The organism is Nocardioides acrostichi, from assembly GCF_015319165.1.
GTDB classification, from domain to species: domain Bacteria; phylum Actinomycetota; class Actinomycetes; order Propionibacteriales; family Nocardioidaceae; genus Nocardioides; species Nocardioides acrostichi.
Genome location: NZ_JADIVZ010000010.1, coordinates 70965 through 90814 on the forward strand (window position 1 = coordinate 70965; position 19850 = coordinate 90814).

Annotated in this window: 17 protein-coding genes and 1 tRNA gene; 9 read left to right on the top strand and 9 right to left on the bottom strand. The window is 71.8% G+C overall.

Features of this window, described 5'->3' with window-relative positions; translation table 11 throughout:
- Positions 1-62: 62 nt before the first annotated feature.
- Positions 63-1871 carry a S15 peptidase family protein gene (locus tag ISG29_RS16350; protein WP_194504519.1) on the bottom strand — a complete coding sequence of 603 codons (1809 nt, stop codon included), beginning with the start codon at positions 1869-1871 and terminating at the stop codon, positions 63-65.
- Between the two features lie 104 nt (positions 1872-1975).
- Between ISG29_RS16350 and tmk the strand changes: the two genes are divergently transcribed.
- Genes tmk through ISG29_RS16365 form a run of 3 tightly spaced genes read left to right on the top strand, consistent with a single transcriptional unit; the run spans position 1976 to position 5440 of the window.
- The gene (tmk, locus tag ISG29_RS16355; protein WP_194504520.1) at positions 1976-2644 is read left to right on the top strand and encodes a dTMP kinase; all 669 of its coding nucleotides are present in this window, start codon (positions 1976-1978) and stop codon (positions 2642-2644) included.
- A complete protein-coding gene (locus ISG29_RS16360) occupies positions 2641-3801 on the top strand; it encodes a DNA polymerase III subunit delta' (RefSeq protein ID WP_194504521.1) in 1161 nt (386 codons plus the stop codon). Before tmk ends, ISG29_RS16360 begins: the two co-directional genes overlap by 4 nt.
- A gap of 4 nt (positions 3802-3805) precedes the next feature.
- Complete coding sequence (locus ISG29_RS16365; protein WP_328829543.1) at positions 3806-5440, top strand: alpha/beta hydrolase; 1635 nt, start codon at positions 3806-3808, stop codon at positions 5438-5440.
- Between the two features lie 20 nt (positions 5441-5460).
- Here the strand turns inward: ISG29_RS16365 and ISG29_RS16370 are convergent, their stop codons facing one another.
- Complete coding sequence (locus tag ISG29_RS16370) at positions 5461-5877, bottom strand: limonene-1,2-epoxide hydrolase family protein (RefSeq protein ID WP_194504522.1); 417 nt, start codon at positions 5875-5877, stop codon at positions 5461-5463.
- A 4-nt stretch (positions 5878-5881) separates the two neighbouring features.
- Positions 5882-6820, bottom strand: a complete 939-nt coding sequence (locus tag ISG29_RS16375) for a LysR family transcriptional regulator (RefSeq protein WP_194504523.1) — start codon at positions 6818-6820, stop codon at positions 5882-5884.
- A gap of 101 nt (positions 6821-6921) precedes the next feature.
- Here ISG29_RS16375 and ISG29_RS16380 point away from each other — a divergent pair, with 101 nt between their 5' ends.
- Positions 6922-7101, top strand: a complete 180-nt coding sequence (locus ISG29_RS16380) for a hypothetical protein (protein ID WP_194504524.1) — start codon at positions 6922-6924, stop codon at positions 7099-7101.
- Between the two features lie 7 nt (positions 7102-7108).
- Here ISG29_RS16380 and ISG29_RS16385 read toward each other — a convergent pair whose 3' ends face one another.
- Together ISG29_RS16385 and ISG29_RS16390 are read right to left on the bottom strand one after the other, a co-directional pair.
- The gene (locus tag ISG29_RS16385) at positions 7109-7612 is read right to left on the bottom strand and encodes a TspO/MBR family protein (RefSeq protein ID WP_194504525.1); all 504 of its coding nucleotides are present in this window, start codon (positions 7610-7612) and stop codon (positions 7109-7111) included.
- A gap of 55 nt (positions 7613-7667) precedes the next feature.
- Positions 7668-11123, bottom strand: coding sequence for an SCO7613 C-terminal domain-containing membrane protein (locus tag ISG29_RS16390; RefSeq protein ID WP_194504526.1), 3456 nt, complete (start codon positions 11121-11123; stop codon positions 7668-7670).
- A gap of 324 nt (positions 11124-11447) precedes the next feature.
- On the opposite strand from ISG29_RS16390, the gene ISG29_RS16395 reads away from it, so the two are divergent.
- Positions 11448-11520 (top strand) — tRNA-Thr (locus tag ISG29_RS16395).
- 290 nt (positions 11521-11810) lie between these two features.
- Here the strand turns inward: ISG29_RS16395 and ISG29_RS21870 are convergent.
- Positions 11811-12116 carry a Fic/DOC family N-terminal domain-containing protein gene (locus ISG29_RS21870; RefSeq protein ID WP_194504527.1) on the bottom strand — a complete coding sequence of 102 codons (306 nt, stop codon included), beginning with the start codon at positions 12114-12116 and terminating at the stop codon, positions 11811-11813.
- A 396-nt stretch (positions 12117-12512) separates the two neighbouring features.
- A complete protein-coding gene (locus tag ISG29_RS16405) occupies positions 12513-14021 on the bottom strand; it encodes an MFS transporter (RefSeq protein ID WP_194504528.1) in 1509 nt (502 codons plus the stop codon).
- A 128-nt stretch (positions 14022-14149) separates the two neighbouring features.
- Between ISG29_RS16405 and ISG29_RS16410 the strand changes: the two genes are divergently transcribed.
- Positions 14150-14824, top strand: a complete 675-nt coding sequence (locus ISG29_RS16410; RefSeq protein ID WP_194504529.1) for a TetR/AcrR family transcriptional regulator — start codon at positions 14150-14152, stop codon at positions 14822-14824.
- A 70-nt stretch (positions 14825-14894) separates the two neighbouring features.
- Here ISG29_RS16410 and ISG29_RS16415 read toward each other — a convergent pair whose 3' ends face one another.
- Entirely contained in the window at positions 14895-15170 is a 276-nt protein-coding gene (locus ISG29_RS16415) for a DUF2470 domain-containing protein (RefSeq protein WP_194504530.1), read from the bottom strand.
- A gap of 1 nt (position 15171) precedes the next feature.
- Entirely contained in the window at positions 15172-16374 is a 1203-nt protein-coding gene (locus tag ISG29_RS16420) for an ROK family transcriptional regulator (RefSeq protein ID WP_194504531.1), read from the bottom strand.
- Positions 16375-16581: 207 nt separating this feature from the next.
- Between ISG29_RS16420 and ISG29_RS16425 the strand changes: the two genes are divergently transcribed.
- From ISG29_RS16425 to ISG29_RS16435, 3 genes are read left to right on the top strand one after another with little or no spacing between them, the layout of a single operon-like run.
- Entirely contained in the window at positions 16582-17700 is a 1119-nt protein-coding gene (locus ISG29_RS16425) for a substrate-binding domain-containing protein (protein WP_328829550.1), read from the top strand.
- Positions 17700-18503 carry an ATP-binding cassette domain-containing protein gene (locus ISG29_RS16430; RefSeq protein ID WP_194504532.1) on the top strand — a complete coding sequence of 268 codons (804 nt, stop codon included), beginning with the start codon at positions 17700-17702 and terminating at the stop codon, positions 18501-18503. The genes ISG29_RS16425 and ISG29_RS16430 overlap by 1 nt, the downstream gene beginning before the upstream one ends.
- Positions 18500-19771 carry a sugar ABC transporter permease gene (locus ISG29_RS16435; RefSeq protein ID WP_194504533.1) on the top strand — a complete coding sequence of 424 codons (1272 nt, stop codon included), beginning with the start codon at positions 18500-18502 and terminating at the stop codon, positions 19769-19771. The genes ISG29_RS16430 and ISG29_RS16435 overlap by 4 nt, the downstream gene beginning before the upstream one ends.
- The last annotated feature ends 79 nt before the right edge of the window (positions 19772-19850 follow it).

A 19850-nucleotide genomic window follows, 5' to 3' on the forward strand; every position in this document is an offset into this window, starting at 1 on the left:
GGCTTTATCGGTGCACCCGCAGTTTCATCGGCTCCCCGATAAAACTCCCCCGGATGCCGACCTCACCGCACGGGCAGGGCGAGCACCTGATCCGGGCCACCGGTGGTGATGGTGACGGCGGAGGGCTGGAGGTTGCCGCGGTAGTTGATCGAGCCACCGGCGAGCTTGAGCCGGATCGAGTGCCCGGCGGCGAATCGGTGGGCGAAGGCGGGCATCACGATCGACTGCGGCGCGGTCGGGTCGATCACGCGGGTGGGTGCGACGAGCGCGCGGATCAGGCTCTCGGAGCCGTCGGGGGCGACGTCGAGCACCTTGACGAACACGGTGATGCCGGCGGCGTCGAGGTCGGGGGCCTGGAGTCGCAACCGGAGCCTCGGCGAGCCCACGACGCGCACGGCACGTTCCAGCGGGGCCGAGGTCCACGACGCGAACGTGCCCGGGGCATCCTGGTTGTCGACGGGCGCCTGGGCGCCGACGAGGTCGGCGATGTCGTAGGACGTCGGCAGTCCGGCGGCCGGCGTGACGAACGAGGACGACGAGTCGGCGACCTCTGCCCGGTCGGTCACCAGCGTGCCGTCGGAGAGGAAGAGGCGGGTGCGCCGGGAGTCGGAGTACCGGGGGGCCGAGGCGTACGCGGGCCGGGCGTTGCCGGTGTGGGGCACCCAGTCGCGGTAGTAGGCGAACCCGGGGCCGGTGCCGACCCGACGTCCCTTGAGGTAGTGGTCGAACCAGCGCTTGAACCGCGCCACGAGGTACTGCGTGCTCGGGTCGTAGGGAGCGCTGATCTCGCCCGGGTCGTAGTCGTGCGAGTGGCCGCCGAGCGACCAGATCATCTTCACGGTGTTGCCCTGCTGTCGCAGTGCGCGGTAGGTGGCGATCGCCTCGTTGAGGTTGAACAAGGTGTCGCCCTCGCCCTGGGCCAGCAACACGGGTACGCGGATCTTGCGCATGAACGACGTCACCGACCGGCGGTGCAGCCGGGCCCGGGTGTCGGCGTCGATGGTGCCGGTGGCGACCGCGTTCACCAACCCGGGGCACACCCACGGCTGGAAGTCGGGGCACGGCAGCAGTCGCGCCTGGTCGGTCTGGATGCCGGTGAGCCCGCCGGCCACGCCGAGCGCCGAGAAGCCACCGGCCCACAAGAGCTTGGGCGCCCCCGTGACGGTGCTCGTGACACTCCTCGGGGACGGCTGGCCGATGCTGTTCGGAGCGAGTGAGTAGCTGAGGTCGTTCCAGGTGATGAGGGGCACGAGGGTGTCGATGCGGGGGTCGACGGCGGCCGCGGCGAACTGGGCGCCGCCGCCGTAGGAGCCGCCCCACATGCCCACGCGCGGGTCGTGGCTCGAGCGGTGCCCCTCGTGGTCGCGGCGGTCGCGCTGCACGACGCTCAACCGCGGAGCCGGCTCGGTGAGGTCGGAGTCGAGGAACGCGTGACCGGTCTGCCCGCCGAGGTAGCTGACGAGGAACCGTGCGGCCTTGCCGTCGTGGGCGCGGTCGTCGAGCGAGATCGGGCACGAGGAGCCGCCGAAGCCGAGCCCGGAGTACGAGAGGACGGCGTAGCCCTGCCCGGCGAAGTACTGCGCGAAGTCGGCCTGATCGTCCTTGGAGCCGCCGAACCCGTTGGTGGTCAGGATCGCGGGCACCCGGTGCGAGCGGCTGGCCGACGCCGGAAGGTACATGTCGGCGTCGATGCTGCATTGCGTGTCGTTGGTGCCGCCGACGCTCACCGAGAACCACAGTGGGGTCTTCTCGACCTGCTGCGCCTGCGCCCGATCCGTCGGCTGGACGGCGAGGGCCGGGCTGGGCGAGAGGCCGACGGCGGGGAGCACCCCGGCGAGAATGGCGGTGACGGCGATCACAGAGCGGCGCATGAGCAGTCCAACGCTCGAGGAGGCGGGCGGGTTACGGGCGAGTAGCCACGCGGGAGGCCGCACCCACGCTCGCCCTTGTCGGTCCGGCCCCGTAGGTTGCACGCGTGACCAGCCCGCCGCCCGCGCCGTACCCGGGGGTGTACGCCGACCGCGGCGTCTTCGTGTGCTTCGAGGGCGGTGAGGGCTCGGGCAAGTCGACCCAGTCCCGCCTGCTCCGCGAGCACCTGGAGCAGCACGGGCACGAGGTCGTGCTCACCTTCGAGCCCGGCGACACCCCCGTCGGCCAGCAGGTGCGACGCATCGTGCTGAGCCCCGAGACGGGCGCGCTGGCGCCCAAGGCCGAGGTGTTGCTCTACGCCGCCGACAAGGCCGAGCACGTCGACACCGTGGTGCGGCCCGCTCTCGAGCGCGGCGCGGTCGTCGTCACCGATCGCTATGTCGACTCCACGCTGGCCTACCAGGGTGCCGGGCGCACGCTGCCTGCGCACGAGGTCGAGCAGATCGGGCGGTGGGCCACCGGCGACCTGCGTCCGCACCTCACCGTGCTGCTCGACCTCGAGCCCGAGCAGGGGCTGGGCCGCTTCGCCGAGCGCGACCGCATCGAGGGCGAGTCCCTGGGGTTCCACCAGCGGGTGCGAGCGGCGTTCCTCGACCTCGCCCGGCTCGACGACGCGCACTACCTGGTGCTCGACGCCCGACGTCCGGTCGACGAGATCGCTGCCGCAGTGCGCGATCGCGTGACGCCGCTGCTCGCCCAGGCGGGGCCGTCGTGACCGTGTGGGAGGGCCTGGTCGGCCAGGCGCCGGTCATCGAGACCCTGCGCGCCGCCGCGGCCGGGCGTGGCATGACCCACGCGTTCCTCCTCACCGGCCCCCCGGGCTCGGGTCGCTCCAACGCCGCGCTCGCCTTCGCCGCCGCCCTCCAGTGCGAGCGCGGGCCGTCCGATGACGCCGGCTGCGGGCGGTGCGAGCCGTGCCGCACGACGATGGCCGGCAGCAACCCCGACGTCACTCGCGTGAGCACCGAGTCGGTGCAGTTCCTGGTGCGTGAGGCGCGCGACATGGTGCGCAAGGCCGCCATGGCGCCGGTGACGAATCGCTGGCAGGTGATCGTGGTCGAAGACGCCGACCGCTTCAACGACTCCTCCGGCAACGCCGTGCTCAAGTCGGTCGAGGAGCCCGCGCCACGCACCGTGTGGCTGCTGTGCGCCCCTACTGTCGAAGACGTCCTGCCCACGATCCGCTCCCGCTGCCGGCTGGTCACGCTCACCACACCTACCGCCCCCGAGGTCGCCGCGTTCCTCACCCGCACCGCCGACGTCAGCCCGCCACTCGCCGCGTACGCCGCACGCGCGAGTCAAGGTCACATCGGCCGCGCCAAGGCGCTCGCGCTCGACGAGACCACCCGCAACCACCGCCACGAGGTCGTCACGCTGCCCGCCCAGCTCACCGGCCTCGGTGCGTGCCTGCTCGCGGCGAGCAACCTCGCCGAGGGCGCGAAGGAGGAGGCCGAGGCGCTCACCCTGGCCCTCGACGCCCGCGAGAAGGCCGACCTCGACCAGGCGTTCGGCTACGAGGACAAGGGGCGTCGTCCGCGCGAGTACGCCTCGGCCCTCAAGGATCTCGCCGAGAGCCAGAAGCGGCGGGCGCGCCGCCGGGTGCTCGACGTCGTCGACCGCAGCCTCATGGACCTCGTGTCGGTGTACCGCGACGCCATCGCGCTGGCCACGAGAGCGCCCGGTGAGCTGGTCAACGAGGAGATCCGGCCCGACGTGCAGGCCGTCGTCGACGCCTCGACCCCCGAACTCAACCTGCGTCGCATCGCGTGGGTCTTCGAGGCGCGCCAGCAGATGATGGAGTCGAACGTGCCCCCGGCCTTGGCGCTGGAGTCCATGATGGTGGCCCTGATGGTTCCCGAGCAGAACAGGTGAGGTCGTGACGGACCCGTTCTACCACCACCTCAGTGAGGGCGATCCCTCGAATCGTCCGCCGACTCGGCCGGGGCCGGTGGTCCTCATCGCGATTCTCGCCGTACTCGCCGTCGTGGTCGCGGGCGTGGGCTTCGCCGTGCTCGGCCTCACGGGTGGTTCCCAAGACTCCAGCTCCTCTACGTCGAGACCCTCCCTGGCACCCACCTCGGCCGACCCCGACGCCACCGAGGCACCCGACGCAGACCTCGCGCCCTTCTACTCCCAGAGCCTCGACTGGGGCTCGTGCGACGACGGCTCGTCGAACGAGTGCGCCGAGCTCACGGTGCCGGTCGACTACGAGGATCCCGGCGGGGCCACCTTCCAGCTCGCCCTTCTCAAGGTGCCGGCGGCCGAGCCGAGCGAGCGCATCGGCTCGCTCGTGGTGAACCCCGGCGGGCCGGGTGCCCCGGGCACCAGTTACGCAGCGGCGCGCGGCAACGTGTTCCGCCAGCCGATCCTCGACCACTTCGACCTCGTGGGCTTCGACCCCCGCGGCACCGGCGCCTCCGACCCCGTCGACTGCCTCTCCGACTCCCTGCTCGACGCCTTCCTCTCCCAGAACCCGGTGCCCGACGACCAAGCCGAGATCCGGTCCTCGGTGGGATCGCTCGAGGACTTCTTCGAGGGCTGCATCGAGAACTCCGACGACCTCGTCAGTCACGTCTCCACCGCCGAGGCCGCCCGCGACATGGACGTGCTGCGCGCGGCCCTGGGTGAGTCCACGCTCACCTACTTCGGGGCTTCTTATGGCACCAAGCTCGGCGCGACCTACGCCTCGCTCTTCCCGAAGCGCGTCGGCCGATTCGTGCTCGACGGCGCGGTCGACCCCGAGCTCACCTCCGAGCAGCTGACGCTGGGGCAGGCCGAGGGCTTCGACCGGGCGCTGACCGCCTACGTCACCGACTGCGTCGACTCTGGCGACTGCGTGCTCGGCGACACCGTCGATGCCGGCCTGGCGCGCATCAAGAGCTTCCTGGCCGAGGTCGACCAGAAGCCGCTGCCGACGTCCGACGGTCGCGAACTCGAGGGTGGCAACGCCTTCTACGGACTCATCACGCCGTTGTACGTGCGCGACTACTGGCCCTACCTCACGACCGCGCTCTCGCAGGCGTTCGGCGGCGACGGCAGCGCGCTGATGAAGCTCGCCGACCTCTACGCCTCGCGCAACGACGACGGCACCTACTCCGACAACTCCGCCGAGGCGATCTACGCCATCAACTGTCTCGACGACCCCTCGAGCGTGGCCCCGAGCAAGATCCCCGCCAAGATCCCCGAGTTCGAGAAGGTCTCACCGACGCTGGGCGACGTGTTCGCGTGGAGCCTCATCGGGTGCCGCGGCTTCACTCTGCGCGCGGAGGAGAAGCCGCCCACGATCGAGGCCAAGGGCGCGGCGCCGATCCTGGTCGTGGGCACCACGCGTGACCCGGCCACGCCGTACGAGTGGGCGCAGGCGCTGGCCCAGGAGCTCGACTCCGGGGTGCTGCTGACCCGCGACGGCGACGGGCACACGGGCTACAACTCCGGCAACCAGTGCATCGACCAGGCGGTCGAGGGCTATCTCATCGACGACGAGGTGCCGGCCGACGGCACCTCGTGCTGAGGCCGGTCACCCTGCTCGGCTCAGCCGGGTAGCAGGGCGCGCACCGCGCCCAGGATCGACCGCACGGCGAACTGCCCGGTGGAGTAGGCGTCGTCCCAGACCACGACCTTGCCCCCGCGCAGCGTGAAGGTGCCGCGCACCCAGAACTCCACCCGGAACCGCTTCCAGGTCAACACGTCGGTGCGTTGGGTGAGCACGACTGCGTCGGGGGACTCGCTGTCGGCGGCCGCGTGGTGCATGACGTACTCGAACCCGACGCCCCGCTCGACCATGCCGCGCAGGCTGCTGGCGACCCGAGGGCCGCGGAGGGTGGGTAGGCCGGTGTTGCGCCACTCGGCCTCGGCGTCGAGCAGGTCGATGCTCGCCTCGGCATCGCCGGCGACGAGGGCGTCGAGCATCGCGGTGACGACGGCGACGGGGTCGGTGGGAGCGCTCATGGCGTCACGATAGGTGGGCGGATCCCTCCAGCGGCAGGGCGATCTCGCGGATGCGCCGGGTGGCCAGCTCGATCATCAGCCGAGCGGCGGGGGAGAGCACGGCGCCGGCGCGATGCACGATGGCGAAGGTGTCGAACTGGCGAGGCCGCAGTGAGACGAAGCCAGCGGACGGCGCCAGTCGAGGCAGCAGCTGTTCGGCGGCGCCCCGGGGGATCACGCTGTCGGCGTACCCGAGCCCGACCAGTTCGACCGCGGTCTCCAGATCCTCGACCTCGATGCGGGTGGAGGGGTTGCGGCCTGCCCCGTGCAGCATCCGTCGCAAGGTCTGTCGGGTGGAGTCCTCGGTGCGGTAGCTGGTCTCGGGCATCACCAGCGACGCCAGCGAGAGCCGATGGGCCGTGACCGGCGCGGCCAGGTGTGCGGGGTCGGCGCTGATGTAGACCAGTTCCTCGCGCGCGACCGGCGTGACCGCCAGGCCCTCGCTCTCGATGGTGGGCACGGCGAGCATCGCGGCCTCGAGCCGGCCGCGGCGCAGATCCTCCGCGACCTCCGTGGAGTTCTGGCCCACCAGTTCGACCCGCACGCCGGGGTAGCGATCGAGCACGTCGGCGATGAGACCGGCGCCGGCGTAGAGCCGGGCGATGCCGAACATGCCGAACCGGATCGTGCCGCTCTCGAACGACGTCACCCCGGCGACTGCGGAGCGCGCCGCGTCGACGGAGGCCAGCACCCGCTCGGCGTAGGGCCGCAGCGTGTCGGCCACCGTCGTCGGGACGACGCCGCGCCCGGCTCGCCGGAACAGCTGGGCGCCGAGCGACTTCTCGAGCGCTCGGATCTGCTCCGACACCGACGGCTGCGCGTAGCCCAGCTCGTCGGCGGCGGCCGTGAACGAACCGTGCTCGTAGGCGGCGAGGAAGCAGGTCAGCTGGTGCAGCGAAAGCATAGGTCTTTCCTAGGGCGGCGGCTGGAAAGTGAGGCTACCCCTCTACCTACCCGCAGGTCACCATGGAGGAGTCCGCACCGCTCGTAGGGAGGTTCCCCACCATGTTCGACCACGTCTGCACCGCGTGCGCCAAGCGCCAGCTCATCTTCTCGAGCATGGTGCGAGGCATCGACAACACCGAGCACGGCCTGGTCGTGCACTTCGACTGCTGGTGCGGCGCCGAGCAGCAGCTCGTCACGGGCCGTGGCGCGCGTCGTCCGCGCACGCTCACCGCTGCCTGAAGCGGGATCACGCCCGGTTGAGCCACCAGATCGACGCATTGAGCAGGGTCGCGAAGCCGACCCAGGCGAGATAGGGCGCGAGCAGCAGGCCGGCCAGCCTGCGGCGTCGTGTGGCCACCACCGTCGTGCCGGCCACGGCGCCCAGCAGCACCACGATCTCGACCAGCGCCAATCCGTAGCGGTCCGCGGCGAAGAAGAGTGGGGTCCAGCACGCGTTGAGGACGATCTGGGCCATCCACCACCAGGTGGCCGCCTCGACGCGGCCGGCGCTTCGCCAGGCCAGCCATCCGGAGACCGCCACGAGAACGTAGAGGACGCTCCACACCGGACCGAACAGCCACGACGGCGGGGCGAAGGGCGGCTGCTCCAGCCGGTCGTACTGCGCGCCCGCGTTGGCGGCCGCGAGCCCGCCCGCACCCGCAGCGACGGTCACCGCGAGGCCGAAACCGCCCAGGGCCAGCAGGTCGCGCGAAGGGCCGGACCGGACGGGCGTTGCTGGCGATGTCGTCATGCTCGTCAGCCTGCCCCGAGGCGGAACCGATCCGTTCACCCGATCGGCGCGGCGGTCAGCGCAGCCGGCCGACGTACGCGGCCGCGCGCCGGACGTCGGCGAGGCGAGCCTCCCAGGTGATCGCGAGCGCGCCGAGCACGAGCCCGGCGGAGACGAACGGGATCCACTGCGGACCGGCGCCCAGCCACGGTGCGCTCTCGCGGAGCACGACGGCACCGCCGACCAGGGCGCCGACCACCAGTGGCTGCGACCAGCGCTTCTGGACGCCGAGCACCACCATCGCGAACGTGGCCGCGCCGAGCAGCAGGGCGCGCAGCGAGAGCGGATCGGTCCAGGTCAGCAGCAGCGAGGGCACGGTGGCGAGCACCAGCCCGGCGCTGAGGGCCCGGCGGGTGGAGAGCGCCGCGTCCTGGCGCATCTTGAGCACGCCGAAGACCAGCAGCGCCACTGCAGCCGGCAGTGTGTAGGCCTCGGGCGTGGTGATGTCGGCGTCGACCAGGCGCAGCCAGGTCGAGCCGGTGAGCATCGCCGATGCGACCCAGCCGAGAACGTGGCGCTCCACGTGCGCCAGGGCATGCGCCGAGAGCGCAGCACCGGCCACGGCCAGGTAGACGCTGGCGACGAGGTTGGCCTCGCCGCCGAGGTCGAGTGCCGAGGTGATCGAGTAGAACGCGGCCACGGCGGACGACGCGCCCACGGCCAGCTCCAGCGAGAGCCGGGTGCCGCCGCGCGTCGCGCCGACGCCGACCACGACCGCCGCGAGCACCAGCACCGGCAGCGCCGCCCACCGGGCGGGGAGCCCGGCCTGCGCGAACCAGGCCAGGGTCGTCGCGGTGACCAACGCGGCGCCCGCGGCCCCGGCGACCTCGGTCGCGAGGGTGACGGCGCGTTCGCCCACGAGCGCGGCGCCCACGGCGCCGGCCGTCAGCGCCGAGAGCGTCAGCGTGAGCAGCAACTGGTCGGCACTGGCACCCACCAGGGCGACGGCGGCGAGCACGCCGCTGCCGATCAACAGCGCGGCTCCCGTGGTGCGACGCACCGCGAGCACGGTCAGCGCGACGGCGGTCGTCGCGAGCACGGCCACGACCAGCGCACGGGGGAGCCCGACGCCGGCCAGGGCGACGCCATCGAGCACTGCGACGGTCGGCACGGCGATGGACCGGGCTCGACCGGCGAGGCCGGAGACGCCGTGCCGCAGGTGGTCGCCCGGCAGGCACGCGGCAGCCACGGCGAGCGCCGCGAGCGGCAGCGCCCCGAACTCCTCGGGGGTCGCCACGGCAAGGCGGTCGCCCAGCCCCGAGCCGAAGGTCTCGACCGCCAGCAGGTCGACCAGGAAGCGGGTGAGCGTGAGCGCCGGCACCATCGCGGCGATCGACAGGGAGGCCCACGTCGCGAGTCGGCGTCCCGCCCAGCCGGCGGCGGTGGCGACACCGACGCCGAGGGTGGCCAGCGTGAGCAGCGACTGGTCGGCACTGGCCAGGGCGAGCACCCCGACGACGGACGACGCGAGCAGCGCGAGGCTGGCGCCCAGCGCGATGGCACCACGGCGCCGCTCGCCGTCGCGCCGGCGAGCGATCCTCGCCGTCGCCACGCCGATGAGCACGGCGGCGGCCAAGGTGACGGCGACGAACGCGGGCAGGGGATGCAGGGGCGCGGGAGCAGGGGAGTCCGGAGTCGCGAGCAGCGCGGCACTCGCCCAGGTCGTGAGCGGGACGACGGTGAGGCCCGCGAGGAGCCCGGGGCGCCCGGCACCGATGCGACCGCGTAGCAGCGGCACGACGACGACCAGCAGCGCGGCGCAGCTCGCGAGCAGGGTCGCCGGGAGCGAGGTGACACCGATGCCGAGTGCTGCGGCCGAGGCGGCCACGGATGCCGCGGTGCGCAGGTCGGCGGCTGGGGTGCCGCGGCTCTGGAGGGCCAGCGCGCCGAGGGCGACCACGGCCCACACGGTTGAGGCCAGGAGCAACGGTGCGCCCAGGAGCAGCGCCCATGCGGTGAGCGGCAGCACGATGACGGCGGCCGCCGTGACCAGCCAGCCGCGGCGGCGCGGCAGCACGAGCAGCCAGCCGACGGCGAGCGCGACCGGCACGCCGACGAGCAGCAGGGTCAGGTCGGTGGCTGTGAGGCCGTCGAAGCGGCGGTCGTCGGCAGGCAGGGTGGTGATCCTGGTCGTCGACCACCACGTGGTCCACGAGAGGGTCAGCGCGGCCGTGCCGGCGGTGAGCAGCACCATCGGCAGGGCGACGACCACGCTCCAGCAGGCGAGCGCGGCGCGGCCGCCGGCGGTCACCAGGACGCGGCCGCCGGCGACGCGCAGCAGCCCGCCGGTGACGATCACGGTCGCGCCGAGGGCGGCTGCGAAGGTCGCGACGGAGTGGGCGAGCAGCGGTCCGGTGATCGTCGGGACGACGCTCACGCCGACGACGCCGGCGGCCACGACCCGCAGCGCGCGGGGCTGACGGGGCGTCGCGGCGATCACGGTGGCGGCGACCGCCACACCGAGTCCCCAGAGTCCACCGCGGGCGGCCCAGCCGGTCCACGACGGCTGCTGCGCGAGCTCGTAGGCGGCGCACGCCGGCACGCCGAGTCCGGCCCAGGTCGTGGCGAGGAGCCAGATGGTCTGCGTGACGACGAGGCGTCGTCCGGCCACGAGGCTCGACAGTGCGGCGAGCGCCACGCACGAGAGGGCCGTGGTCGTCACCTGCCCGGCGTAGGTGTCGAGGCCGGCGACGACGCTCACCGCCAGGGCCGAGAGGCCGGCGCCCGTGCTCACCTGGTGGGTGACGAGGACGTCGCCGGTGTGACGCAGGATCTGCGCGGCGCCGAGGACGAGTCCGCTCGCGGCCAGAGCGCTGGAGACGACCGCACCCACGCCGGCGGCGTCGAGGCTGCCGAGCCACCCGGCCGAGACGGCACCGAGGGCGTCGAAGCAGGCCAGGCCGCTGGTCACCGCGGCGAGCGCCTCGGCCGCGCCGCGCAGCCCGCGGCGTCCGGTGAAGTGCGAGCCCCAGCCTGCGGCAGCGGTGGCGGCCAGCAGGATGGTCGTCTGACCGCCGACCCCGAGGTGGGTCCAGGTGACCGCCATGAACACGGCCGCACCGACCAGCAGCGAGGCGGCGGCCAGCACGAAGAGGATGCGCGGCACGGTGAGCCCGCTCAGGCCGGGACGTTCCCGAGGTGTCACGGGCGTCGGCGTCGCCGTGGGGTAGACCGGCAGCGGCGCGGGTGCAGGAGCCGCGACCGGTGCCGGGGCGGCGGTGGGCGCCGGGTCGCCCGCTGCCCGCGCGCGGGCGAGGTCGTCGCGCCGGGTGCGCTCCTCGCGCAGCAGCCCCAGGTGCCGGTCGGCCTCGGTGAGGGCGGCGAACAGGTCGACCGCCGCGGGCGGGTCGAGCGGCAGCCGGCACCGGCGGCAGGTGGTGGCTCCCTCGAGCAGGGAGTCGCACTCGGGGCACCGGGTCGGATCGGCGAGCAAGCGTGGCACGGCTGGTCCTTCGTCGTCGGTCTCGCTCACCCGGCTGGGCAGCGTGCTGCCCAGCGTCCTACCCCCTTTGCCGCTCGGTCATGAGTACCGACACTCACCATCACCCGCGAGGGGTCGCGAATCGTCCCGCGAGGGGTCGCGAATCGTCCCTCGAGGGGTCGGGGACGGCGGCTGCCGAAGCACGTCGCCCACCCGACCACCATCCGGCGCGCCGGCAAGGGAGATTCGCACGCACCAGGCGCGCGGGAATCTCCCTCGTCGCCCTCGGACGACGCCGCTCGCTGCCGGTTTCGCCGCATCCGGTCGTCGTCCCTATACTTCCTCGGGTTGCCCGGACGACGTCCGAAGCAGCACGCCGCCTTAGCTCAGTCGGTAGAGCGAGTCACTCGTAATGACTAGGTCGTCGGTTCGATTCCGACAGGCGGCTCCCCGTTCTTCCATCTCGTGTGATCCGCGAGTTCGGTGACGAGCCCGGCGCATTCGACAGTTCTGGCGGAGCGTGGGCTAGTAGGTGACCGGATCCTCGATGATGTTGTAGAGATCCTGCGCCACCCGGTACATGCGCCCGCCGCGTCCGATGGCGCCGACCTCGCGCAGCCAGCCACGCTTTGCTGCGTCCTTGATCAGGTTTCGTGCCCCCTGGTTGGTGATGCCAACGGTGGTGCGATGGAGGTTCAGGATCAGGCGCTGCGTTATCGGAAGAGACTTGACCAGTTCCTACCCCTGCAGCGTCGCCTGGATGTAGCGCTCCACCTCAGCCACGTCCTCATTCGGCGAAGGAGTGCCGCTGGCCTCTGCTTGGAGAGCGTCTGAGAGGGATGCCTGCGTGCCCTCGATGCGCGAGCTCGCGACTGCCTCACGTCTGAGGTAGGGGCCGAGGAGAAGCTGAGGGTCGCGGACGAGAGCGCCGAGACCCGAGAGGCGCCCGAGACTGGCATCTGCTTCGGACAAGGCCTTGATGGTCGCGGTCGTCAGGTCGAGCGAGCGCGGTAGGGCGGCTGGTTTGAGGACCAGAACGCCCACTTGTTGCCGGGCTCGCGACTGGCTTCGCCGAACTGCGGTGCCGCGAACCTTGGGGGGTCCACCCGCGTCACGCTACAACCGAAAGACGTTTGAGTTGGAAGTTCGGTGTTCGGGATCCCACGCGACTTGGATGTTCGTCCCTTAGATCCAACTGAAGAGGGGGTCGACTTGGAATGGCGTTCGTGACCCCCATCTTGGTTGGACTCGTTTCAGGACACTCCAAAGAAGCCGGCGAGTCAGTAGGAAGTTGGTTCGGGCTCTTGGCCCAACTGGGCGGAGAATCTACCCGTTGGTGCGGCAGCCCCAGGCTTTGCTCATGTGGATACTGCTCGGGCTGTCCGTAGTCACTGAGTAGTCGTTCCCTGAATCGCTTCCCGACGGGCGGTTTCCCGCTCTTCACCCCTCGTGGTGCCCCTCTGCGGCACCCGCGAGCGTCAGCCGGGCCCGCCCGACCAGCACCGCGCTGAGCACGAGCAGGACGACGCCGACGAGCGTGGCGGCGTGCAGGCCGTCGACGAAGGCCGCGCGGGCGGCGTCGGCGAGCGCCTGGTCGTGGGTCGAGAGCAGCGTGGCGGAGAGGGTGTCGCCGAAGCCGCGCCCGTCGTCGCGGCTGCGGAAGACGGCGACGGCCAGCGAGCCGAGCACGGCGAGGCCGAGCGCGCTGCCGAGCTCGAAGCAGGTCTCGCTGACGCCCGCGGCGGCGCCGGACCGCTCGGCCGGCACCGACCCCACGGCGACCTCGGAGACGACGCTGAACATGACGCCGTACCCGACGCCCGCGATCGACGTACCGACCATGTAAAGCACGAGTCCGTGTGTCACACCGAGCCCGAGCAGGACGCCGTTGCCCGCGGCCGCCGCGAGCAGCGCGACGACGAACGCGCGGCCGACCCCGAGGTGGGCCACGACGCGTGAGGCGCCCATCGACGCGACCGCCACCGTGACGGCGACGGGCAGGCCGGCCAGGGCGGCGGCGAGGACGTCCTGGCCGAGCACCGACTGAAGGTAGATGCCCGTGAGGTAGAACATCGCGGCCAGGCTGACCATGCCGAGCAGGGCGACGAGGATCGCGGCGGTGAACGCGCGGTTGGCGAAGAGACCGAGGTCGAGGAGCGGGAACAGGGTGCGCCGTTCGTAGGCCACGAACGCGGCGAGCATCGTCAGACCGAACAGCCCGACGGCCATGGCGGAGAGGTCGGCGCCCTCGGTGGCGAGGTGCTTGATTGCGTACACGCTCGGCAGGATCGCGAGCATCGACAGCACGATGCCGACCAGGTCGAAGGGGTCGCTGCCGCCGGTGCGGAACTCGGGCACCCAGCGGGGAGCGGCCACCAGCAGGACCGCCAGCACCGGCACGTTGATGAGGAACACCGAGCCCCACCAGAAGTGGTGCAGCAGTACCCCGCCGATGACCGGGCCGAGCGCCGAGCCGCCCGCGAAGGCCGCCGTCCACACGCCGATGGCTCGACCGCGCTGGGCGGGGTCGGGGAAGAGGTTGGTGAGCAGCGAGAGGCTCGAGGGCATCAGCGTCGCGCCGCCGACGCCCATCGCCGCCCGGGCCGCGATGAGCACCTCGGGGGACGGCGCGAACGCCGCCACGACCGAGGCGAGCCCGAACAGCGTGGCACCGGCGAGTAGCAGGCGGCGTCGTCCGATGCGGTCGCCGAGGTTGCCCATCGTGATGAGCAGGCCGGCGATGAGGAAGCCGTAGACGTCGAGGATCCACAGCTGCTCGGCCGCGCTGGGCCGCAGCGCGGCGGTGAGGCGCGGCGTGGCCAGGAACAGCACCGAGGCGTCCATCGACACCAGGAACACCGGCAGGGTCAGCACCCCGACGCCGAGCCACGGCGCGCGGGAGGTCGGGGGAGGCGTACGACGCACCTCGAGCCTCTGGTCGATGGTCATGGTGGGTACTCCTCCCTCGTCATGGCTGCGGGTCGCGCAGGGTGCGTACGGCGTACGCACGACCCGAGTAGAGCATCGTGAGTACGGTGTACGCAATTCGGTATCGAGGCAGGAGGAGCGACGCGAGCATGGCCGCCAAGAAGACCAGCCCCGGCCTGAGCCGGGAGGCGATCGTGGACGCCGCGATCGACCTCGCGGACGCCGACGGCATCGCCGCGCTCTCGATGCGTCGCCTCGCCGACGCCCTCGGCGTGGGCGCGATGTCGCTCTACCGGCACATCAGCGACAAGGACGCCCTGCTCGCCGCGATGTCCGACGAGGTCGGGCAGCGCTTCCCCTACCCGCTCGACACCTCACCTGCCTGGCGCGAGCGGATCCGGATCGCCGTCGAGGTCGACTGGCAGATCTACCGTCGCCACCCCTGGATCGTGCTCGCCTATGCCTCGCCCCGGCTGGGCCTCGGCGAGATGGGCCTGGCCTGCCTGGACTGGCTGGTCGCGGGCCTGCTCGAGCTCACCGACGACGTCGAGGTGGCCACCGAGATGGCGCTCACGGTGTGGGTGCAGATCCAGGGCGCGGCGCTGGCCGCCGTGAGCGAGGAGCTCATGCAGACCCGCTCCGACGCCGAGGACGCCGGCGGGCTGGCCGACCTGCTCGCCGGCATCCATCGCGTCACGCCGCCGTCCCATCTCGCGGCGCTCGCGGGTCGGGGCGGGGAGTCGGGGCTCACGGACCCGCTGACCATGCTGGAGCGCGGCGTCGAGCACCTCTGCCGCGGGTTCGAGGCGCGGCTCGGTCGCTAGCGCGTCAGCTCGCCAGCTCCGGGACGGTGGCGGGAGGCGTCGGGGCAGTCATCGGGCCATCGCCGCCTCATCATCGGCCACGCCGGGCGGCCACCGCGGTCTCGACCACCTTGGCCCGCAACTCGGCGCGGTCGGCCGCTGAGCCGCCCGGCCACTCGACGCGCACGGTCGTCTGCCCGGTGGGGCCGTGCACCAGCCAGGTACCGCCCACCAGGTCGACGCCGATCATGTCGGCCCCGTTCGCGTGCGGGTGACCGTGCGCGCGGACGATCGCCAGGTTGTCGGCACCGTGGTCGTCGTTCATGTGGGCGAGGATGGCCGCGGCCGCGTTCGGGTCCAGCGTCACGTCAGCCCTCGAGCGCGAGCAGGTCGGTCGACTCCGCGGCGAGGAGGAGGCCGCCGAGCAGGCTGGCGCGGCCACCGAGGCTGCTGGCCAGCACGGGGGTGCCGGCCACGGCGTCGATGGCGTGACGGCGCAGCCCGGTGCGGGCCGGCTCGAGCACGAGATCCCCGGCGCGGGCGAGGTCGCCGCCGATCACCAGCACGTCGGGATTGACCAGGGTGGCGATGCCGGCCAGGCCCCAGCCGAGGTGGAGCCCGGCGTCCTCGAATGCGCGGCGAGCCGCCACGGAACCGGCACGGGCGGCCTCGACGATGTGGGCGATGTCGGCGTCGGGCAGCTGCTCGGCCATGAGGGCCCGCACGGCGGTGACCGATGCGTAGGCCTCGAGGCAGCCGCGAGATCCGCAGCGGCACAGCGGCCCCTGCTCGTCCAAGGTGAGGTGGCCCAGCTCGCCGGCGCTACCCGTGGCGCCGCGCCAGATGTGCCCGTCGAGCACGATGCCAGCACCGACGCCCGAGGAGATCTTGACGACGACGCAGGACGACGAGCCGCTGGCTGCGCCCACGCGCTGCTCGGCCAGGGCGCCGAGATTCGCGTCGTTCTCGACCACCGCGGCCACGCCGAGGGCGGCCTCGCCGACCTCGCGGGCGTTGACCCCCTCCCAGCCGGGGAAGATCGCGGCGGAGCCCACCACGTCGTCGGTGATCGGTGCGGGCAGGCCGAGGGTCGCTCCGAGCAGCGGAGCGGGCGCCACGGACTCGAGGAGCTCGTCGAGCATGGTGCGCGCCTCGGCGAGGGCCTGCTGGTGGGGGTGGGCGGGCGGCATCGGACGCCGCGCCTCGGCGAGCGGGCGCCCGGCCGCATCGCCCACGGCGACGGCCAGGTGGCTGTGGCCGAAGTCGACGGCGACGAGATGACCGGCTCCGGCGGCCAGGCGCACCGTGCTGCCGCGGCGGCCGCCGCCCGCGCTCACCTCGACCAGTCCGCTGCCGGCGAGATCCTTGACGATGCTGGAGACGGTGGCCGGCGCCAGGCCGGAGATCCTGGCCATCTCCGCCTGGGTGAAGCCGGTGTCGTCGGGGCCGGACGGCGCCCCGGGGGCGACGACGGGGTGCCGCTCGGAGCTCCCGCGCAGCAGATCGAGCACCCGGCGCCGGTTGGCAGCACGGAGGGCGGTCTGCCCATGCACCGGCTCGGTGAGACTCATGCGGCGAACTGTGACGCACGGGCGATGAACCGTCAAGGGTTGAACACAAGTAACGAAGGAAAGTGGCGGTCAACGACGAGTTTGCACCGTTTGGCATTCAACTCTTGACGAATAACACGCAGTCGTTTCAGAATCTGGCCTCAGAAAGCCGTGTGTGACTGGCATCACGGCACCGACAATCGCCGGTTTCCCACGAAGGAGCCCACCGTGAACCGTTCTCTCTCCCGCCGCCTGGCTACGTGGTCGGCAGCCGCTCTCGTGGCCGGGTCGTTCCTCACCGCCTGCGGCGCCAACGAAGCGGCCGACAACAGCGGCTCCGACTCCACCTCGTCCGGCGACTCCGCCTCGGGCGGCACCATCGCGCTGCTCCTGCCGGAGTCGAAGACCACCCGCTACGAGGCGTTCGACAAGCCGCTGTTCGAGGATGCCGTTTCGAAGGCCTGCTCGGACTGCACGGTCGACTACTACAACGCCGACCAGGACGAGTCCAAGCAGGCCCAGCAGCTCACCACCGCGCTGAACGCCGGCGCCGACGTCGTCGTGCTCGACCCGGTCAACGGCGAGGGCGCCACCGGCATGGTGCAGGAGGCCCAAGGCCAGGACGTGCCGGTCATCGCCTACGACCGCTTCATCCAAGGCGCCGACTACTACATGTCCTTCGACAACGAGACGGTCGGCAAGATGCAGGCCGAGGCGCTCGTGAAGGCCATGGGCGACCAGGGCAGCATCCTCATGCTCAACGGGGCACCCAGCGACCCGAACGCCGCGCAGTTCAAGGCCGGCGCCCACAGCGTGCTCGACGACAGCGGCGTGAAGATCCTGGAGGAGTACGACAACCCCGACTGGAGCCCCGAGAACGCCCAGCAGTGGACCAGCGACCAGCTGAGCAAGTACCAGCCCGCCGACATCCAGGGCGTCTACGCCGCCAACGACGGCCAGGCCGGTGGCGTCGTCGCGGCCCTCACCGGTGCCGGCGTGAAGTCCGACGCGCTACCGCCCATCACCGGCCAGGACGCCGAGATCGCCGCGATCCAGCGCATCCTCACCGGCGAGCAGGCCATGACGATCTACAAGCCCATCCCGATCGAGGCCGACACCGCCGCCGAGGTCGCGGTCGACCTGGCCCAGGGCAACGACGTGCCCACCACCAGCGACACCGGCATCGACCAGTCGACCTACCAGGACGTGAAGTCCTTCATCTTCACGCCGATCGTGGTCACGAAGGACAACGTGGCCGACACCGTGATCAAGGACGGCTTCTACTCGGCCTCCGACATCTGCACCGGCGACTACGCCGACGCCTGCCAGGCCGCCGGCATCTCCTGATGACCCAGCTCACCAAGCGCCCGGTCGGGGAGGGCTCCGTGCTCTCCCTGACCGGGATCCACAAGCGTTTCGGCGCCGTCCAGGCCCTCACCGACGTCTCGATGGACGTCGGTGCCGGGGAGGTCGTCGCCCTCGTCGGCGACAACGGCGCCGGCAAGTCGACCCTCGTCAAGATCATCTCGGGGGTCTACGCCCACGACGCCGGCGAGATTCGCTTCGACGGCGCACCGGTGACCGCCAGCGGCCCGTCGGCCCGGCAGGATCTCGGCATCGCCACGGTCTTCCAGGATCTGGCGCTGTGCGACAACCTCGACGTGGTCGCCAACCTCTTCCTCGGTCAGGAGCGGAGTCGCGGCGCGCTGCTCGACGAGATCGAGATGGAGAAGGAGTCCTGGCGCCTGCTGCGCACCCTCTCGGCGAAGATCCCCTCGGTGCGGATCCCGATCGCCGGTCTCTCCGGTGGGCAGCGGCAGACCGTCGCCATCGCCCGATCGCTGGTCGGCTCACCGAAGGTGGTGATGCTCGACGAGCCGACGGCGGCGCTCGGCGTCGCGCAGACGGCGGAGGTGCTCAACCTGGTCGAGCGGCTGCGTGAGACCGGGCTCGGCGTCATCCTCATCAGTCACAACATGGCCGACGTGCAGGCGGTCGCCGACCGCATCGTCGTGCTGCGCCTGGGGCGCAACGCCGCCGAGTTCCGCACCGCCGAGACCAGTACCGAGCAGCTCGTCGCTGCCATCACCGGCGCGTCCGACAACGTCGTGACCGCCCGGGCCCAACGCACGGCCGGAGGCCTGTCATGACCCAGCTCTCCCAGGAGTCCGCAGTGGATCCCACGGCCAGCAGCCAGGCGGCCGACGCCGTCGACGAGCGGCTGATCCAGAACGTCACCCTCGCCGATGCGCTGCGCTCGTTCGTCAACCGGGTGCGCGGCGGTGAGCTCGGCATGTTGCCCGTGGTCGTCGGGCTGATCGTCATCGCGATCGTGTTCCAAACGCTCCAGCCGACCTTCCTCTCCTCGCGCAACCTGGTCTCGATCACGCAGTTCGCAGCGCCCGTGGGTGTCATCTCGCTCGGCATCGTGCTGGTGTTGCTGCTCGGCGAGATCGATCTCTCCGTGGGCTCGGTCTCGGGTTTTGCCGCGGCGTCGATGGCCGTCCTGATCGTCGACAAGGGCGTCTCGCCCTGGCTGGCGCTGATCGTCGGGATCCTCGTCGGCTCGGTGATCGGCCTCGTCTACGCGATGCTCTTCACGCGCGTCGGAGTGCCGAGCTTCGTGTTCTCCCTGGCCGGGCTGCTGGCCTTCCAAGGAGCCCTGCTCTACGTCCTGGGCACCCAAGGCACCATCGTGCTGCCGCAGGACTCCGGGCTGCGCGCGTTCGCCCGCGAGAAGTTCCTCACCGACACCCAGGCCTACGTGCTCGTGGCGCTGGTCGTGGTCCTCTTCGTGGGGTCGCAGCTGCTGACGGCGCGGCGCCGCAAGGCCGCCGGCCTCACGCCCGGGAGCGGGGTGCTGCTGGGCATCAAGGCGGTCGCGCTGGCCATCGGCCTGGGCTACCTCACCTACTACATGGGTATCGCCCGCGGGTGGAGCTACCTTCCGGTGCTCTTCGCGCTGCTCGTCGTGGTGATGGACATCCTGCTGCGGCGCACGACCTGGGGACGACACGTGTTCGCCGTCGGCGGCAACGTCGAGGCGGCACGTCGGGCGGGCATCCGGGTGCAGGGCATCTACGTCTCGGTGTTCGTGCTCTGCTCCTCGTTCGCTGCCCTCGGCGGCATCCTGCTGGCTGGTCAGCTCACCTCCGTCTCGCAGGCCTCGGGGACCACCGACACGAACCTCACCGCGATCGCGGCGGCGGTCATCGGCGGCACCAGCCTCTTCGGCGGTCGCGGCTCGGCGTATTCCGCGATGCTCGGGATCGTCGTGCTCCAGTCGATCCAGTCGGGCTTGAACCTGATGAACGTCGACTCCTCGATCCGGTTCATCGTGACCGGCGCCGTGCTGCTGCTCGCGGTGACCATCGACTCGGTCTCGCGCAAGGCGCGGTCGTCGAGCGGCCGGGGGTAGCCCCCTGCGCGGCGCCGCAACGCGCGCCCCAGCGCCGGCGCGGCCTCGTGGCCCCGCCGGCGCTGGCATGCGGTCCGAC

Excerpts from the sequence above, each read along its gene's own strand:
- ISG29_RS16430 (WP_194504532.1), top strand. The coding sequence starts at position 17,700 with ATGACCCAGCTCACCAAGCGCCCGGTCGGGGAGGGCTCCGTGCTCTCC.
- ISG29_RS16350 (WP_194504519.1), bottom strand. The coding sequence starts at position 1,871 with ATGCGCCGCTCTGTGATCGCCGTCACCGCCATTCTCGCCGGGGTGCTC.
- ISG29_RS16435 (WP_194504533.1), top strand. The coding sequence starts at position 18,500 with ATGACCCAGCTCTCCCAGGAGTCCGCAGTGGATCCCACGGCCAGCAGC.
- ISG29_RS16380 (WP_194504524.1), top strand. The coding sequence starts at position 6,922 with ATGTTCGACCACGTCTGCACCGCGTGCGCCAAGCGCCAGCTCATCTTC.
- ISG29_RS16375 (WP_194504523.1), bottom strand. The coding sequence starts at position 6,820 with ATGCTTTCGCTGCACCAGCTGACCTGCTTCCTCGCCGCCTACGAGCAC.
- ISG29_RS16410 (WP_194504529.1), top strand. The coding sequence starts at position 14,150 with ATGGCCGCCAAGAAGACCAGCCCCGGCCTGAGCCGGGAGGCGATCGTG.
- ISG29_RS16405 (WP_194504528.1), bottom strand. The coding sequence starts at position 14,021 with ATGACCATCGACCAGAGGCTCGAGGTGCGTCGTACGCCTCCCCCGACC.
- ISG29_RS16420 (WP_194504531.1), bottom strand. The coding sequence starts at position 16,374 with ATGAGTCTCACCGAGCCGGTGCATGGGCAGACCGCCCTCCGTGCTGCC.
- ISG29_RS16385 (WP_194504525.1), bottom strand. The coding sequence starts at position 7,612 with ATGACGACATCGCCAGCAACGCCCGTCCGGTCCGGCCCTTCGCGCGAC.
- ISG29_RS16370 (WP_194504522.1), bottom strand. The coding sequence starts at position 5,877 with ATGAGCGCTCCCACCGACCCCGTCGCCGTCGTCACCGCGATGCTCGAC.